Genomic DNA, 15,993 nt, shown 5'->3' with positions numbered 1-15,993 from the left:
ATGAAGCTCCTGCGGGGGTAGGCGTTGGAAACGCGCTACGTTAGAGAGCAGGCAGGCGGCACGCAAGCGGGGGAGGCGGGTTTATTTTCAGGATGATTCAGGGAGGCGGTACTCGTACCCCTGTGGGAGCGAATTCATTCGCGATGGATGTGTCAGGCGACAAAGATGTATCGACCATGAACACGTATCGCGAATGAATTCGCGCCTACAGGGAGCAGCGGTGCTCGATGTCAGGCGCCGTGGCACTTCTTGAATTTCTTCTCGCTGCCGCAGGGGCAAGGATCGTTGCGACCCACGTCCTTCAGCGCGTTGCGTACCGGCTCCTGCGGTTCGTGGTTGCAGTGCGGGCCGTGTACATGACCGTGGTCATGGTGGTGATCGTGATGGTCATGATCGTGGTTGCAATCAGGGCCGTGCACGTGGGGTTGGTTGCTCATGGGGCTACTCCGGAATCAAATCGCCGGGAATTATGTCGCCTTCGCGGCCAATACGCACGTCGTCCCCGAACAAAAAGCCGGTTTTGAGGTAGCCTTCCAACCGATAGTGAACAGGCTGATTGACCTTGCCGAGCATCCGGGTCACATCCTTGAGGTGTTCCCAGAGGTTGGTGCGGATCGGCACCGAGAAATTCCGGTGACCATTGGCCTTGACCTTGAACCAGTCGTTATATTCGCCATCGGCGATCAGGATGTCGTTGAGCACGACCTTGTAGCGCAACCCGCGGACCCAGAGACCCGAGTCATTGGGGTTGTCGATGCGAAAGCGCAGCGTCATGTCCTGCTTGAGCAGACGGGCCTTGACCACATCGACCTTCAGCAGCTTGACCTCCGGGTCCTTGGCAGCGTCACTGCTCATTATTGATGAACACCCGGACAGCACCAGGGTCAAGAGAAGACCGACGATCCTGATTACGTTTGCTTGAAACACCATGGGGTCACTCCCTGTCGGGCTTGCGTTCAGCCATTTGTGGCAATTCGCTGTTCCATAAAGCCTGCGCCATACTCACGCCATGTGTCGAAGGAGTATTGACTCATGAAGCTGTACGAAATCATTTTTTCTGGCCAATTGGTACCCGGCGCACAACTTGATCGGGTTCAGGCCAATCTGACAAAACTGTTCCAGGCCGACGCTCAGCGCATTGCACTGCTGTTTTCCGGCCGTCGTCTGGTCCTGAAGAACAATCTGGATCAGGCCGCCGCCGAGAAGTATCGCTCGACCCTCGAACGCGCAGGGGCGCGGGCTGAGGTCGTGGAAATGGCCGGACAGGTTCAGGCAGAACCGGAGCCCGTGGCAAGTCCTGATCCGGTTGAAGTGGAAGAAGTCGAGCTGGCGCCTCCACCGGATGAACCCACCTGGACCCGACGCGCGCCACGGACGCCATCCAACGCCGACGTTAAACCCGACAACGCTGAAAAGGTCTCGAAATTCGAACCCCGTGACGTCTACATGGCCGCATTCGCCGACGTCGACGCGCCAGACTTCACGATTTCCGAACTGGGCAAGGATGTGCAAGACTCTAAAGCCGCACCGGTTGCCCCTCGGTTGGACCTGTCAGGCTTGAGTCTGGCGCCGCAGGGCAGTGACATGGGCGAGGTAAGGCCTGTTGAGCATGTGTTGGTGCCAGACATCTCTCACTTGAAGCTCGCTTGAGATCAGACCTCTGAATGATTTCGGTCAGGCGCCGTTTTTGTGGGAGCCAGTTTGCTGGCGAATGCATCGGTTCAGTTGACGATGGGCTGAATGACACATCGCATTTCGCCAGCAAGCCGGCTCCCACAAGGTAGGAGCCCATCAAGCCATATAGGCCGAACAGCACTTCTTGAATTTCAAATCACTGCCACACGGACACGCGTCGTTACGCCCGGCCTTGAGCTGTACGGTCGGGTCGATGAAGTACCAACGCCCGCCGTTCTGCACGAACGCAGAACGCTCGCGATGACTGTGCTCGCCACCCGCATCGTGCCAACGTGCGGTGAAGGTGACGAAGGCATGCTCCGGCTTGCCGCCCAGCAACTCCGCGCTTTCTACCTCAAGCCCGAGCCAAGTGCTTTGTGCGCTCCATTGGCTGATCGAATCGCGATCCAGGCCGCTTTTCTGAATGGGCAATGTGGTGTCCACCAGATAATCCACCAGTCCCAATACATAAGCGCTGTAGCGCGAGCGCATCAACGCTTCGGCGCACGGCGCAGGTGTGCCTGCGTGATAGCGGCCACAGCAGCCGTCGAGAAGATTGCCGCTGCCGCAGGGGCAAATTGCACTGCTCATGATGTCTGCCTCACCACCAGTACTTTCCGAAGTTCTCCGGGTTGGCCCAAAATTTCGCGTTCAGCCAGTCCGGCACCTGTTTGTATTCGCGCAGATCATAGGTGAACAGGGTCAGTACCTGTTCGTCCCGGGCAAAGCGTTCGCTGGCTTGCAGGGCCAGAGAATAGAAATCGGTGGTCTGCCAACCGCAGGCTTTAAGGTCGGCCAGTACCGCAATGCGGCTGGCATTGAGGTTGCGAATGCCGCCGAGTAATTCCAGGCCTGCGCGCTTGGGCATGTGTTCCAGGCAATCGACCACCAGCGCCAGATCAAAGCGTTGACCGGCCAGCTCACTGGGCAACGCCCCCGGCGCTGCTTGTGCCAGTTCCGTGTCCGGATGCGCCTCCTTGAAGGCTTGCAGTGCCGGAAAGCTGTCAGCGCCAATCAACAACAGACGCTTGGGCGCGTAGCGGTCGAGCAGCGCGGCCAGCGCCTGTTGCGGAGTGCGGGTGGAAAAACTGTCGGTCATTAGAATCCCTCGATCAAGCCCGCAAGGTTAGCGCGCCCAATCTTCATGGCCTAGCGGTTGTTTTTCTTTTCAGTATGAACAGCGTTTGGGGCTTGAACTTTTTCATTCGTCGCCATGACAAAGCGTACGGAGTGAAGGCAAAAGGCTATTTGTAAAAGAACAAGCCTCCAAGAGCGCTGAAAAAACCACCAAACCCCCCGGTTTTCGGGTGGCAAATGGCCCCAGCGGCGTCTTTACTGCATTTCAGTCGGTTTTAGCCGATACCAAAGGAGAAGAACTGTATGAGCATGATTCGGACAGCGTTACCTCTGATTTTGGTTACCAGTGTATTGACGGGCTGTGCCGGCTTGCAAAAGACCGACTGGCCTCTGTGTGCTGCGGGCGGTGCGCTCGCGGGTGGCGCGGTAGGAGCGTTTCAGTCGGCGTCCGTAGCGGCGGGCTTCGGTGCGGCAGTGGGCGTGATGGCGGGCGCTTATTGCTGGGCGCACGGGGATGGCGATGATGATGGCGATGGCGTTCTGAACAGCGTCGACAAGTGTCCGAACACGCCCAAGGGCACGCCTGTGGATGCGACCGGTTGCCCGATCGTGACGCCTGCGCCTGAGCCGGTTGCCGCGCCTGTGGTTCAACCGAAAGAAGAAATCATCACCATCCGTGACGTGCACTTCGAATTCAACAAGGCCACCCTGACCCCGGCTGACAAACATCAACTGGATGCCGTGGCGACCAAGCTGAAAACCGAAGCGCCTAACGTGCAACTGCATGTCAGCGGCCACACCGACAGTGTGGGCAGCGATGCCTACAACCAGAAACTGTCGGAAAAACGTGCGCATTCGGTCACGGATTACCTGGTCAGCGCAGGCATTGCGCGCAGCGCGTTCGTGTCGGTCGAAGGCGATGGCGAAAGCCGTCCTGTAGCGGACAACAAAACCGCTGAAGGCCGTGCGCTGAACCGTCGTGTCGAGATCAAGATCAACCGCTGATCCTTCGCTGCGCGTCACTGAAAACCCCGACCTGTGCGTCGGGGTTTTCTTTTTGTCAGGCCCGAAAAATGGAGAGATGGACGCAATTGTTCACAACCTCTGGCATAGTCACCTCCGTCACCGTTCTGTGCGAATCGCTTTCATTTTTCGCACAGCCATAAAAAACAGCAGGGGCGTGTCATGAGGTTGTTTTGGGGGTTGGGGAAAATCTTGACGTTGGGATTTTGGGCCGTGGTGCTGATCAATCAAGCCGCCGTGTTGCCGATTCCCTTCGATATGCTGATCAAACTGGCCGGTTGTCTGTTGCTGCTGACCCATCTGATGGAACTGTTCCTGTTCAACGGTAGCCTGCGGGGGCGCTCGCACCCCTGGTTCGACCGCCTGCAAATTCTGGTTTTCGGCATTTTTCACCTGCAATCATTCGGTCGCCATCAGGCGGAGGTTCAGCATGCGTAACGCGTTGATGATGACGGCAGGCCTGCTGTCGGCCCTGAGCAGTTCACTGGTGATGGCGCAGACCATTTCGGTGGAGCCGCACTCGTTGATGCGCCTGCCGAGCAACGCCAGCACACTGCAACTGGATCGTCTGGAAGTGGCGGATTACGGCACGTTGCTAGTTCCTGCAGGGTTGACCGAAGTGCAGGTTGGCCAATTGGTGATGGGCCATGAGTCGCGTATTGCCATCGTGCCGAGTGCTGAGCCATTCAAATTGCAGGTTCGCCAGGGCGAGCTGGGCAGTGGTTCGCAGATCACCGCTCGCGGGGCGCCGGGTACCTTCGAGAAAGCGCCGTTACCGGGGCGAAATCTGAACGTGCGAATTGAACAGTTGAATGCCGACGTGCTGTCCATCGACGCGCGCGGGGGCGCAGGTTCGCCCGGTTATGTCGGCCTCGACGGCGGTAATGGCAAGGACCCAGGCTGCACGTGGGGTTCGGCGAGCCGCGGGTTCGATGGCGATAACGGCGGCAACGGCCATGACGGTGCGGCGGGGGCTTTGGTGCGTCTGGAACTGCCGCAATCGTTTCCGGATGAGCGGGTGAAGGTCAACGTACAGGGCGGCTCCGGTGGTGTGGGCGGTGAGGGCGGTCGTGGCGGCAAGGGCGGCGCGTCCAAGGGGTGCCTGGTCTACCGCGCCGATGGCGCCAAGTCCGGAAAAAATGGCGAGAAAGGCCAGAGCGGCGCGGTCGGGCCAGCGGGTTCTGTGAGCGTTCGCAAGCTGTAAATGCATTGTCTGTAGGAACGCGCTTGCCCGCGAAGCAATTTGTCTGTGACACCGCAATCGCGGGCAAGCGCGCTTCTACAGGTCACTCACTCAAAACGACGGACGAGCCGCTGCGATGGCCACCACGGCAATCCCGATCAGCAAGTTAATCCCTACCAGCCTGCGAATCCCGCCCAGCGCAGCAGCACCTTCGGCCCACTGCTCTGCGTCCACGGCCTTGCGCAGCTGTGGCAGGTTCAGCGTTGAAACTCTCAGGAACAGCGCTGTCATCACCACATACAACCCGATCATCACCTGCACGTAACGCGGCGCCGTCTGAAAGCCGCTGAAATTGATGTTGATGATGCCGATCCCGGTCACCGGCAGCATGATCACCGCGCACCAGACCCAGACAAAAAAGCGCGGAAACACTTGCAGCCACAGCTTCAGGCGTGCCGGACCTTCGAGGGCTGCGATGACCGCCGGTCGCAGAATCATCCAGGCGAAAAACATCCCGCCGACCCAGAGAACCGCAGAAAACACATGCAAGACGTAGACAAAGGCTACAGGTGACATCGACAACTCCGATCTGCGAAGAAAGCATTAGCGCGGTATGATAGCCGCCCGCTGCAACCACTGATAATTTATCCAGCGGTTTTTTCATCTGTAACCGTGTGACGCCGAGCCAACGACCCAGCCCATGATCAGCACCGAACTCAAAACCCAGATTCAGGGCGCCTATTCGCGTTTCCTCGAAGCCAAGAGCCTCAAACCTCGCTATGGCCAGCGTTTGATGATCGCAGAGGTGGCCAAGGTGCTGGGCGCGGTGGACACCGATGAAGAGGGCCGCCGTTCGGGCGATCCGGCCGTGGTGGCGGTCGAGGCGGGCACCGGTACGGGCAAGACTGTCGCCTACGCGATTGCGTCGATTCCGACCGCCAAAGCGGCAGGAAAACGGTTGGTGATAGCCACCGCCACCGTCGCGCTACAGGAGCAGATTGTCCATAAAGACCTGCCTGACCTGATGCGCAACAGCGGGCTCAATTTCTCGTTCGCCCTGGCCAAGGGGCGGGGCCGTTACATGTGCCTGTCCAAGCTGGACGTGTTGCTGCAAGAGGGCAACGCCCAAAGCGCAACCGCACAGCTTTTCGAGGAAGAAGGCTTCAAGATCGAAGTCGATGAGGCCAGTCAGAAGCTGTTCACCAGCATGATCGAAAAACTGGCGGGCAATAAATGGGATGGCGACCGTGATAGCTGGCCCCAAGAGCTGGCCGATCAGGACTGGGCGCGATTGACCACCGACCACAGCCAGTGCACCAACCGGCACTGTCCGAACTTTCAGCAGTGTGCGTTCTATAAAGCACGAGAAGGCATGGGAAAAGTCGACGTCATCGTCACCAACCACGACATGGTGCTGGCGGACCTGGCCTTGGGCGGCGGGGCTGTCCTGCCCGATCCCCGTGACACATTGTATGTGTTCGACGAGGGCCACCATTTGCCCGACAAGGCGATCGGCCATTTCGCCCATTTCAGCCGCCTGCGTTCCACGGCGGACTGGCTGGAACAGACGGCGAAAAACCTCACCAAATTACTGGCCCAGCACCCGCTGCCGGGGGATCTGGGCAAGCTTATCGAACAGGTGCCGGAGCTGGCTCGTGAGATCAAGACCCACCAGCAATTCATGTTCACGGCCTGCGAGCAAATCGCCGACTTCAAGGCCGGTGAAGACATGGAAGGCCGCGAGCGCCCGCGCCATCGCTTCGTCGGCGGTGTGATTCCCGAGCACATGCGTGAAATGGGCATTGAGTTGAAGAAAGGCTTTGCCCGTCTCGACGACCTGTTCACCCGGCTGACCGAATTGCTCAAGGAAGGCATGGATGGCGAAGTGAACATCGGTATCGCCAGCCATCAGGCCGAAGAATGGTATCCGCTGTTTGGCAGCCTGCTGGCCCGTGCCCACGGCAACTGGGAGCTGTGGACCGCGTTCACTGCCGAAGACCCGGAAAACAGCCCGCCCATGGCGCGCTGGCTGACCCTCGCCGAAAGCGGTTCGCTGTTCGACATCGAGGTCAATGCCAGCCCGATCCTGGCTGCCGAGATGTTGCGGCGCAACCTGTGGAACGTGGCCTACGGGGCGCTGGTGACTTCGGCGACGCTCACGGCACTGGGTAAGTTCGACCGTTTCCGCATGCGCGCCGGTCTGCCTAAGGACGCGGTCACCGCCGTGGTGCCAAGTCCGTTTCATCACGCCGATGCGGGTGTGCTGCGGGTGCCTGACCTCAAGGCCGACCCTCGCAATGCGGCGGAACACACGGCAGCGATCATTCGCGAACTGCCTGATCTGGTCGAAGGCTCCAAAGGCACGCTGGTGCTGTTCTCGTCGCGCAAACAGATGCAAGAGGTCTTCGACGGCCTGGAGCGGGACTGGCGCAAACGAGTGTTCATTCAGGGCAATCTGTCCAAGCAGGAAACCCTGAACAAGCACAAGGCCCGTGTCGATGGGGGGGATGAAAGCGTGCTGTTCGGCCTCGCCAGCTTCGCCGAAGGCGTCGACTTGCCGGGTGATTACTGCGAGCACGTGGTCATCGCCAAAATCCCGTTCGCGGTGCCGGATGATCCCGTAGAAGCGGCATTGGCCGAGTGGATCGAGGCGCGGGGTGGCAATCCGTTCATGGAAATTGCCGTGCCCGACGCGTCGTTGCGCTTGATTCAGGCGTGTGGTCGTCTGCTGAGAACCGAGAAGGATCGGGGCATCATCACGCTGCTGGACCGGCGTGTGGTCACCCAACGCTATGGCAAGGCGATTCTCAACGCGTTGCCACCGTTTCGTCGTGAGATTTCCTGAGGTAGTTGCGCCGTTTTTTTGTGATCTGGCGCCTGACCTGTGGGAGCCGGCTTGCTGGCGAACGAAGTACATCAAACACACATTTGCTGACTGAGACGCTGCATTCGCCAGCAAGCCGGCTCCCACATGGAACACTTGGCCAGTACTTGCACATCCAAGGAACTATAGTGACCCGTTCCCAAACCCCCCAATCGCTGAAACAATGCACGCCATTTTGTGCAGCCCCGGCCCGGAGAGCTTAACCGTGCAGATTCAAGGTCATTTCGAGCTTCAATTCGAAGCCGTGCGCGAAGCGTTCGCAGCGTTGTTCGATGATCCACAGGAACGGGGCGCGGCGCTGTGCGTACAGGTCGGCGGCGAAACGGTGCTCGACCTCTGGGCAGGCACTGCCGACAAGGACGGTGCCGAGGTTTGGCACAGCGATACCATCGCCAACCTGTTCTCCTGCACCAAGACCTTCACTGCCGTCGCCGCCCTGCAAATGGTCGGTGAGGGCAAGCTGGACCTCGATCAGCCTGTGTCGCGTCTCTGGCCGGAATTCGCGGCTGCCGGAAAGCAATCCATCACCTTGCGTCAACTGCTTTGCCATCAGGCCGGCCTGCCTGCCATTCGTGACATGCTCCCTGCCGAGGCACTGTATGACTGGCAGGCGATGACCAATGCACTGGCCGCCGAAGAACCGTGGTGGACGCCGGGCCAAGGCCATGGTTACGCAGCCATTACCTATGGCTGGCTGGTAGGTGAAGTGATTCGGCGTGCCGATGGGCGCGGACCGGGTGAGTCCATCGCGGCGCGTATCTCCCGTCCTCTTGGCCTGGATTTTCATGTCGGTCTGCCGGATGAAGCGTTTCACCGTGTCGCTCATATCGCACGCGGCAAGGGCAATACGGGCGATGACGCGGCTCAGCGTCTGCTGCAGACCACGATGCGTGAACCCTCATCGATGACGGCTCGGGCGTTCACCAACCCGCCGTCCATCATGACCAGCACCAACAAACCCGAATGGAGGCGCATGCAACAGCCGGCCGCCAATGGTCATGGCAATGCTCGCAGTCTGGCAGGCTTCTACAGCGCCTTGCTTGATGGGAGCCTGCTGGATGCCGAGTTGGTCAACGAACTGACCCGCGAACACAGCGTGGGTCAGGACAAGACCTTGCTGACCCAGACTCGTTTCGGTTTGGGCTGCATGCTCGATCAGCCCTCAGTGCCGAATGCCACGTTCGGGCTGGGCGGGAAATCCTTTGGCCACCCAGGTGCGGGCGGGTCGGTGGGGTTTGCCGATCCGGAGCGTGATGTGGCCTTTGGCTTCGTGACCAACACGTTGGGTCCCTACGTACTGATGGACCCCCGTGCACAAGGTCTAGTCCGGGCGCTTGGTGAGTGTTTGCAATAACTATCGCCGATAAGTGCTTGTTCTACCGACTGTCAGGTAAACCGCCCATATGGGAACCGTAGGGCGGTTTCCTTTTCCAACTCAGCGTTTAACCGTGTTATATGGGCGCTGCTTCGTTCATTTTCTGATCAATTATTTGTGTGGGTCACCCATGTCTGCCAACAAAAGCCTCGCATTTGCCCTTTGCCTTGCCGTTACTGGCTGTGCGCAAACTCCTCAGGATCAATCGGCCAGCAACGATCACTGGTGGTCGTTTGGCTCCGGTAAAAACGCAGATGCCGCTGCGCCAGTAAAACCGGCTGCCAATCCTGCGGCGGCCGAAGTGGCGAAGACAGAAGCCGAGAGCGGCACGCACTGGTACTGGCCGTTCGGTTCCGACCATGGCGCCACCGAGAAAAAACCTGAGCTGGCCGCGACTCAGCCTGCCGCCAAGCCTGAAGTGGCCAAGGCCGACGATGGCAGCAAATGGTGGTGGCCGTTCGGGGGCAGCGATGCCAAGAAAGATGCCACGCCAGCCGTGCCAAAGGTCGACCCTAAAGTGACCCAGGCCTGGCTTGACCAGTACGAGCCGAAGGTGCGTGAAGCGATCAAGGACAGCAAATTTCAGTTCGAGCGCCGTGAAGATGTGCTGGTCGTGACCGCGCCGGTGGACAGCACCTTCAACCCGGATCGTCCGGAAATGCTGCTGCCGATCAATCTCGGCCCGATCACTCGCATGGCCAAGGTGGTCGAAGGCGATCAGAAAACTGCAATTCTGGTGCTCGGCCACGCCGACGTCGCCAGCGAAGCCAACACCAAAATCAGCCAGCAGCGCGCCCAGTCCGTGGCGGCAATCTTCCGTCTGAGTGGTCTTGAGCGTAACCGTCTGAACCTGCGTGGCATGGGCGCCGTGATGCCGCGTGCCGCCGATGACAGCGCTGCTGGCCGCGCGCTGAACCGTCGTGTGGAAATCATCATGACGCCACAGGACACCATGGTCGCGCTGATGGCCAAGTACAACCTGCCGCCTGCGCCGACCCTAGTTGCCGTTCAGCAGGCCAAACCTGCCGTGGCGCCAGCGCCTGCTGCTGCCCCTGCCAAGGCCGCCACACCCGCCAAGAAGGCCGCGCCTGCCAAAGCCACCACCGCCAAGAAGGCTCCGGTGAAGAAAGCTGCGCCAACCAAGGCCAAGGCTGCTCCGGCGAAGGCTGCCGCCAAGAAACCTGCTTCCGACGCACAGGCCAGCGCCAACTGAGGGTAATATCGTCATCCCGTTCACGGATTTCGATAAAGGAAGGCAGTGATGAGCCAGCGTCTGGCTGATATGCGTCGTAACTACGCCCGCGAAGGTTTGACCGAATCGCAGGCACCGGAAGAACCTTTCTCGTTGTTCCAGCAATGGTTCGACGAAGCGGTGAAAACCGAACAGGCGCCGGTCGAGGCCAATGCCATGACCCTGGCGACCGTCGATGCAGACGGTCGCCCTCACTGCCGGGTCCTGCTGCTCAAGGGCCTCGACGCTCAGGGCTTCACCTTCTTCAGCAACTACCAGAGCGCCAAGGGCCAGCAGTTGACGGCCCGGCCATTTGCCGCGATGACGTTCTTCTGGCCGACGCTTGAGCGCCAGGTGCGCATCGAAGGCCAGGTCGCCAAGGTCTCCCATGAAGAATCCGATGCGTACTTCCAGGTGCGCCCGTTGGGCAGTCGTCTGGGCGCATGGGCATCGCCACAGAGTCGCGTGATTGCGGATCGTGAAGAGCTTGAGGGCTTGCTCAAGGCCACCGAGGCGCGTTTCATGGACATCCAGCCCGAATGCCCGGATCACTGGGGCGGCTATCGCCTGGTGCCGGATCGCATCGAATTCTGGCAGGGGCGGCCCAGCCGACTGCATGACCGTCTGAATTATCGTCTGATCGACGGGCAATGGACTCGCGAGCGGCTGGCGCCCTGACGACAGCTCGGCGGCGTAAATGCGAATTCTTTGAATCTATCGCAGGGTCAATCGTCCATACTCGTAGACGCCGGTGGCTTTCTGTATAGCCCCTGAATGAACGTAAATTATCGGTACAGGACCGTGACATCGATTGGCGTCGCGGAGTCTAATGGCTACCTGTTCCTCTGGAGGCAAATGTTATGCGTAAGTCTGTTCTGTTGGTCGCTTCGTTCACCGCCATGGCGCTGACGCTGGGCGGCTGTACTTCGAGCCTGACTGGCGACTCGTATTCCCGTGAAGAAGCTCGCCAAGTGCAGACTGTGCGCCTGGGTACGATTGAATCGCTGCGTCCTGTGAAGATTGAAGGCACCAAGACCCCGATCGGTGCGGGCGCCGGTGCAATCGTGGGTGGTGTGGGGGGTAGTGCCATCGGCGGCGGTCGCGGCAGTATCGTGACGGCCGTGATCGGTGCAGTGGCCGGCGGCCTGCTGGGCTCCATGACCGAGGAAGGCCTGACCCGTACTCAAGGCGTTGAAATCACCGTACGTGAAGACGACGGCACCATGCGCGCCTATGTGCAGCAGGTTCAGGAGAACGAAATTTTCCGTATCGGTGAGCGTGTGCGCATCATGACGGTCAATGGCACCAGCCGCGTCAGCCACTGATGCACCTTGTGGCGAGCACGATGTGACACGTGTTGCTCTTGCCGCACCCAATGCAAAACGCCCCGTTTGTTCGGGGCGTTTTTGCATCTGGCTTCAGAGATTATGGCGTTTGCGGTTTGCGGCTGGCCATCGCGGTGATGCCATAGCCGATCAGCGCAGCAGCGATGGAGCCGGTCAGGATGCCCATGCGGTCCATGCCCGCGAATGTGCTTTCTCCGGGTACGAAGGCCAGAGAACCGACGAACAGGCTCATCGTGAAACCGATGCCACACAGGACTGACACGCCCAGCACCTGCCCCCAGTTGGCGCCAGTGGGCAGTGCCGCGAGTCCGGCTTTGATCGCCAGCCAGGTCAGGCCAAACACGCCGATCGTCTTGCCCAGCAGCAGTCCCAAGGCAATGCCCATGGGAACGTGATGGGTGAAGCTGTCTATCGTTATCCCGCTCAACGACACACCGGCGTTGGCAAAGGCGAACAGCGGCAGGATGCCGTAGGCGACCCAGGGGTGCAGGGCATGCTCCAGTGTTTGCAAAGGCGAGGGCGAGTCTCGGGCGGTTTTCAGTGGAATACAGAACGCCAGAATGACCCCTGCCAGGGTGGCGTGGACGCCGCTTTTGAGCACGCACACCCACAACGCCAGGCCGACCAGCAGATAGGGCGCAAGCCGGACGACACCGAGCCGGTTCATGACGATGAGCGCTGCAATCGATGCTGCTGCGATGCTCAATGACAGGGTGGATAGCTCGCCGGAGTAGAACAGGGCGATGACAATGATCGCCCCCAAATCGTCGATGATCGCCAGCGTCATCAGAAACAGCTTGAGGGACACGGGAACACGCTTGCCCAGCAGCGCCAGTACGCCCAGGGCGAACGCAATGTCGGTGGCCATGGGGATTGCCCAGCCACTCATGGCGGCGGGGTTGTCTTTGTTCAAGGCCCAGAAAAACAGCGCGGGCACCACCATGCCGCCCATTGCCGCTGCGCCGGGCAGAACGACCTGTGAAGGCCGTGACAAATGCCCCTGAACGACCTCGCGTTTCACTTCCAGGCCGATCAGCAGAAAGAACAACGCCATCAAGCCATCGTTGATCCACAGCAGCAGAGGTTTGGCGATCTTCAACGCGCCGATCTGAGCCACCACGGGCACGTCGAGCAGGCCGTTATACAGCCAGGAAAGGGGGGAGTTGTTGATCAGCAGAGCCAGCGCGGCGGCTGCAATCAGCAACAGACCGCCAGCCGCCTCTAGCTGGAAAAAACGTTTGAATGTATTGCGTACAGGCAAGGGCACTCTCCATGGACATGCGCACAGGGAGCGACACCGTACCGTGTGTTCTTATTGCTGAAAACAAAAGTTATATACGATTTGGTTATTAAAAACCTGTATACAACCTATCTATTTTCTTAGTTACAAAATGCTGCGGGGCTTGTTCTGCGCGGCTTGTAGGACGTTTCAGAGATTTGCGGTGTGGAAGCTGGCCGGGCGTCTCCCACAGTGATCGCGTTTTCGCCAGCAAGCCGACACAGGTTCATCCTCTGACTCAAGATGTGAATTCGGCACGATCGTTGTGGGAGCCGCCTTGGTGGCGAATGCGTCGTCAGGCTATTGCTCGATCCCCAGAATGCTCCGCGCCACGGCTTCTGCAATCCTGATCCCGTCGACACCTGCTGACATGATCCCCCCTGCATAGCCCGCGCCTTCGCCAGCCGGGAACAGGCCTTTGACGTTCAGGCTCTGCATGTCTGCCCCACGGGTGATGCGCAGTGGCGACGAGGTGCGGGTTTCGATGCCGGTGAGCACGGCGTCGTGCAGCGAAAAGCCTTTGATCTGCTTGTCGAACGCGGGTAAGGCTTCGCGGATCGCCTCAATGGCAAACGCAGGCAATGCGTCGGCCAAGTCGGTGAGTTTGACGCCGGGTTTGTAGGACGGCTCCACTTCACCCAACTGAGTCGACGCTTTACCGGCGATGAAATCACCCACCAATTGGGCGGGCGCTTCGTAGTTCTCGCCGCCCATGATGTAGGCATGGGATTCCAGACGTTCTTGCAGCTCGATGCCAGCCAGTGGGCTGCCCGGATAGTCTTCTTCAGGGGTGATGCCGACCACGATGCCGGAGTTGGCGTTGCGCTCGTTGCGCGAGTACTGGCTCATGCCGTTGGTGACCACGCGATTCGGTTCCGACGTCGCGGCCACCACCGTGCCTCCCGGGCACATGCAGAAGCTGTAGACGGAGCGGCCATTCTTCGCGTGGTGCACCAGTTTGTAATCAGCGGCGCCGAGTTTCGGATGCCCGGCGTATTTGCCCAGTCGCGCTCGGTCAATCAGGCCCTGTGGGTGCTCGATACGGAACCCCACCGAAAAGGGTTTGGCTTCCATGTAGACGCCACGGCCGTGCAGCATGCGGAAAGTGTCGCGCGCACTGTGGCCCAGCGCCAGAATGACGTGCTTCGAATCGATGCGTTCACCGCTGTCGAGCACTACACCGTGTAACTGGCCATCGTCGACCAGCACGTCAGTGACTTTCTGCTGGAAGCGCACCTCGCCGCCCAGGGCGATGATCTGCTGGCGCATGTTTTCCACGACGCCAGTCAGACGGAAGGTGCCGATGTGCGGCTTGCTGACGTAGAGGATCTCCTCCGGCGCGCCCGCTTTGACGAACTCGTGCAGGACTTTGCGCCCGTGGAATTTCGGGTCTTTGATCTGGCTGTAGAGTTTGCCGTCAGAGAAGGTGCCCGCGCCCCCTTCGCCGAACTGCACGTTGGATTCGGGGTTGAGCACGCTTTTGCGCCACAGGCCCCAGGTGTCCTTGGTGCGCTGGCGCACTTCCTTGCCACGCTCCAGGATGATGGGCTTGAAGCCCATCTGGGCCAGCAACAGGCCCGCAAAAATGCCGCACGGGCCGAAACCGACCACCAGAGGACGCTCGCTCAAACCCGCAGGTGCCTGGCCGACGACTTTGTAGCTGACATCCGGCGCCGGTCCGATGTGCTTGTCATGGCTCAGGCGCTTGAGCAGCGCCGCCTCATTACGCACTTTGAAATCGAGGGTGTAGATGAATTGCAGTTCGGTGGATTTCTTGCGCGCGTCATAGCTGCGCTTGAACAGGGTGAAATCCAGCAGCTCGGCACTGTCGATGCCCAAGCGTTGCAGCAGCGCAGGGCGTAGCTCGTCGTCCGCGTGGTCCAGCGGCAGTTTGAGTTCGGTGATTCGTAACATGAAAAGATCCGGTTTCAGGCCGCAGGATCGGCCCGGCAGCACTACAAGAACCGGCGATTATAAGCCAGAACGGCGCTTGACGCTGATGATCTGTGGGAGCCGCCTTGGTGAGGAATGCGTCGGATCAGCCGAGTACGATGTTGACCCATGCACCGCTTTCGCCACCAAGGCGGCTCCCACAAGGTTGTTTGGGGATTTCAATCGTTACGCAGCGCGCCGAAATACGCACATCCACGCTGCACCTGGCCATTGACCCGCAGCTCGGCAGTCAGGTGCTGCACTGCGCCAGTGGCCGGATCGACACAGCGCTGAGGCGCGACGTACAACTCGACGTGCTGGTCGTTGGCATCGGTAATCAGGTTGAAGCGGCCTTCAGGCATCTGTTCTTCCATGTAAGGCACGGCGAACGGCTCCATGCCCTCACGCTCCAGCACCAGACCCTTGCCGCTGGCGTTCAGATTCCATTTGGGACCATTGCCGCTGGCGTGGATGGTCAGGCGCTTGAAATTGGGGTCTTCGCAGGCACCGCTCGGGCGCTCGACGCGATAGAGCTGAAACACGTCGGCCTGACCGTCGCTTCCCTGTGCCCGACTCGCAACGAAGTTGCCTCGAACGTCCGCGAACGCCTTGTTGCTTTTGTCCACCACGGAGGCGGCTTCCTGAAGAATACCGGTGTTGCCCCTATCCGTGACGGCGTAGCGACGTTGTTCGTTGCACGGCTCGAAGAACAGCTTGCCGCCATCACCTGTCAGGATGCCTTGCATGCGGATCATGCCCGCCGTTGACACCTTGTCGTCACTGGAGTGCACAGGCAAAAACTGGCAACCGGCGAAAAGAGGCAACAGGGCGAACATCACGACAGAACGAGCAGCAAACATGAGCGATCTCCAGACAAGAGCCGTCACGTTACTCAGGCTGGTCGCGCATCACAAGCGCTGATTGCCCTCCTGCGGAATGTGTCTTGTCTGTAGGTTGTTTCCGATGCGCTTGTAACGAAATCCCCTATA

Annotated in this window: 17 protein-coding genes; 9 read left to right on the top strand and 8 right to left on the bottom strand. The window is 59.7% G+C overall.

Annotated features, from left to right (window positions below):
- Positions 1-230: 230 nt before the first annotated feature.
- Both ACI5GA_RS10040 and ACI5GA_RS10035 read right to left on the bottom strand, forming a co-directional pair.
- The gene (locus tag ACI5GA_RS10040) at positions 231-437 is read right to left on the bottom strand and encodes an SEC-C metal-binding domain-containing protein (RefSeq protein ID WP_404636182.1); all 207 of its coding nucleotides are present in this window, start codon (positions 435-437) and stop codon (positions 231-233) included.
- A 4-nt stretch (positions 438-441) separates the two neighbouring features.
- Positions 442-930 (bottom strand): LEA type 2 family protein, encoded by a 489-nt coding sequence (locus tag ACI5GA_RS10035; RefSeq protein ID WP_421422690.1) that lies wholly within the window; start codon positions 928-930, stop codon positions 442-444.
- Between the two features lie 102 nt (positions 931-1,032).
- On the opposite strand from ACI5GA_RS10035, the gene ACI5GA_RS10030 reads away from it, so the two are divergent.
- Positions 1,033-1,650, top strand: a complete 618-nt coding sequence (locus tag ACI5GA_RS10030) for a hypothetical protein (protein ID WP_421422689.1) — start codon at positions 1,033-1,035, stop codon at positions 1,648-1,650.
- 141 nt (positions 1,651-1,791) lie between these two features.
- On the opposite strand, the gene ACI5GA_RS10025 is transcribed toward ACI5GA_RS10030, so the two are convergent.
- A complete protein-coding gene (locus tag ACI5GA_RS10025; RefSeq protein ID WP_404636185.1) occupies positions 1,792-2,265 on the bottom strand; it encodes a YchJ family protein in 474 nt (157 codons plus the stop codon).
- Between the two features lie 10 nt (positions 2,266-2,275).
- Positions 2,276-2,773, bottom strand: a complete 498-nt coding sequence (locus tag ACI5GA_RS10020) for a DUF6231 family protein (RefSeq protein ID WP_404636186.1) — start codon at positions 2,771-2,773, stop codon at positions 2,276-2,278.
- A 281-nt stretch (positions 2,774-3,054) separates the two neighbouring features.
- Here ACI5GA_RS10020 and ACI5GA_RS10015 point away from each other — a divergent pair, with 281 nt between their 5' ends.
- From ACI5GA_RS10015 to ACI5GA_RS10005, 3 genes are all read left to right on the top strand, one after another.
- The gene (locus ACI5GA_RS10015) at positions 3,055-3,756 is read left to right on the top strand and encodes an OmpA family protein (protein WP_404636187.1); all 702 of its coding nucleotides are present in this window, start codon (positions 3,055-3,057) and stop codon (positions 3,754-3,756) included.
- A 180-nt stretch (positions 3,757-3,936) separates the two neighbouring features.
- Positions 3,937-4,212, top strand: coding sequence for a DUF1145 domain-containing protein (locus ACI5GA_RS10010; protein ID WP_404636188.1), 276 nt, complete (start codon positions 3,937-3,939; stop codon positions 4,210-4,212).
- A gap of 7 nt (positions 4,213-4,219) precedes the next feature.
- Positions 4,220-4,978 carry a collagen-like protein gene (locus ACI5GA_RS10005; RefSeq protein WP_421425464.1) on the top strand — a complete coding sequence of 253 codons (759 nt, stop codon included), beginning with the start codon at positions 4,220-4,222 and terminating at the stop codon, positions 4,976-4,978.
- 90 nt (positions 4,979-5,068) lie between these two features.
- Here the strand turns inward: ACI5GA_RS10005 and ACI5GA_RS10000 are convergent, their stop codons facing one another.
- Positions 5,069-5,533 carry a CopD family protein gene (locus ACI5GA_RS10000; RefSeq protein WP_404636189.1) on the bottom strand — a complete coding sequence of 155 codons (465 nt, stop codon included), beginning with the start codon at positions 5,531-5,533 and terminating at the stop codon, positions 5,069-5,071.
- Positions 5,534-5,657: 124 nt separating this feature from the next.
- Between ACI5GA_RS10000 and dinG the strand changes: the two genes are divergently transcribed.
- The 5 genes from dinG to ACI5GA_RS09975 all read left to right on the top strand — a co-directional run bounded on the left by dinG (position 5,658) and on the right by ACI5GA_RS09975 (position 11,772).
- Entirely contained in the window at positions 5,658-7,802 is a 2,145-nt protein-coding gene (gene dinG, locus ACI5GA_RS09995) for an ATP-dependent DNA helicase DinG (RefSeq protein ID WP_404636190.1), read from the top strand.
- Between the two features lie 244 nt (positions 7,803-8,046).
- On the top strand, positions 8,047-9,195 hold the full coding sequence (locus tag ACI5GA_RS09990) for a serine hydrolase domain-containing protein (RefSeq protein WP_421422688.1): 1,149 nt from the start codon (positions 8,047-8,049) through the stop codon (positions 9,193-9,195).
- Positions 9,196-9,346: 151 nt separating this feature from the next.
- Positions 9,347-10,429 carry an OmpA family protein gene (locus ACI5GA_RS09985; RefSeq protein WP_404636192.1) on the top strand — a complete coding sequence of 361 codons (1,083 nt, stop codon included), beginning with the start codon at positions 9,347-9,349 and terminating at the stop codon, positions 10,427-10,429.
- Between the two features lie 48 nt (positions 10,430-10,477).
- Positions 10,478-11,125: a pyridoxamine 5'-phosphate oxidase gene (gene pdxH, locus ACI5GA_RS09980; RefSeq protein ID WP_404636193.1), complete on the top strand. Its 648-nt coding sequence runs from the start codon at positions 10,478-10,480 to the stop codon at positions 11,123-11,125.
- Between the two features lie 182 nt (positions 11,126-11,307).
- Positions 11,308-11,772: a glycine zipper 2TM domain-containing protein gene (locus ACI5GA_RS09975; RefSeq protein ID WP_404636194.1), complete on the top strand. Its 465-nt coding sequence runs from the start codon at positions 11,308-11,310 to the stop codon at positions 11,770-11,772.
- 100 nt (positions 11,773-11,872) lie between these two features.
- Here ACI5GA_RS09975 and nhaA read toward each other — a convergent pair whose 3' ends face one another.
- The 3 genes from nhaA to ACI5GA_RS09960 form a co-directional block, all read right to left on the bottom strand.
- The gene (nhaA, locus tag ACI5GA_RS09970) at positions 11,873-13,054 is read right to left on the bottom strand and encodes a Na+/H+ antiporter NhaA (protein ID WP_404636195.1); all 1,182 of its coding nucleotides are present in this window, start codon (positions 13,052-13,054) and stop codon (positions 11,873-11,875) included.
- Between the two features lie 318 nt (positions 13,055-13,372).
- Entirely contained in the window at positions 13,373-14,986 is a 1,614-nt protein-coding gene (locus ACI5GA_RS09965; protein ID WP_421422687.1) for an NAD(P)/FAD-dependent oxidoreductase, read from the bottom strand.
- Between the two features lie 197 nt (positions 14,987-15,183).
- Entirely contained in the window at positions 15,184-15,864 is a 681-nt protein-coding gene (locus ACI5GA_RS09960; protein WP_404636197.1) for a COG3650 family protein, read from the bottom strand.
- Positions 15,865-15,993 lie beyond the last annotated feature (129 nt).

Source organism: Pseudomonas sp. Pseu.R1 (genome assembly GCF_045764065.1).
Lineage (GTDB): Bacteria > Pseudomonadota > Gammaproteobacteria > Pseudomonadales > Pseudomonadaceae > Aquipseudomonas.
Note: the sequence above shows the minus strand (reverse complement) of the source record. Positions and strands in the feature narration are given on the sequence as shown.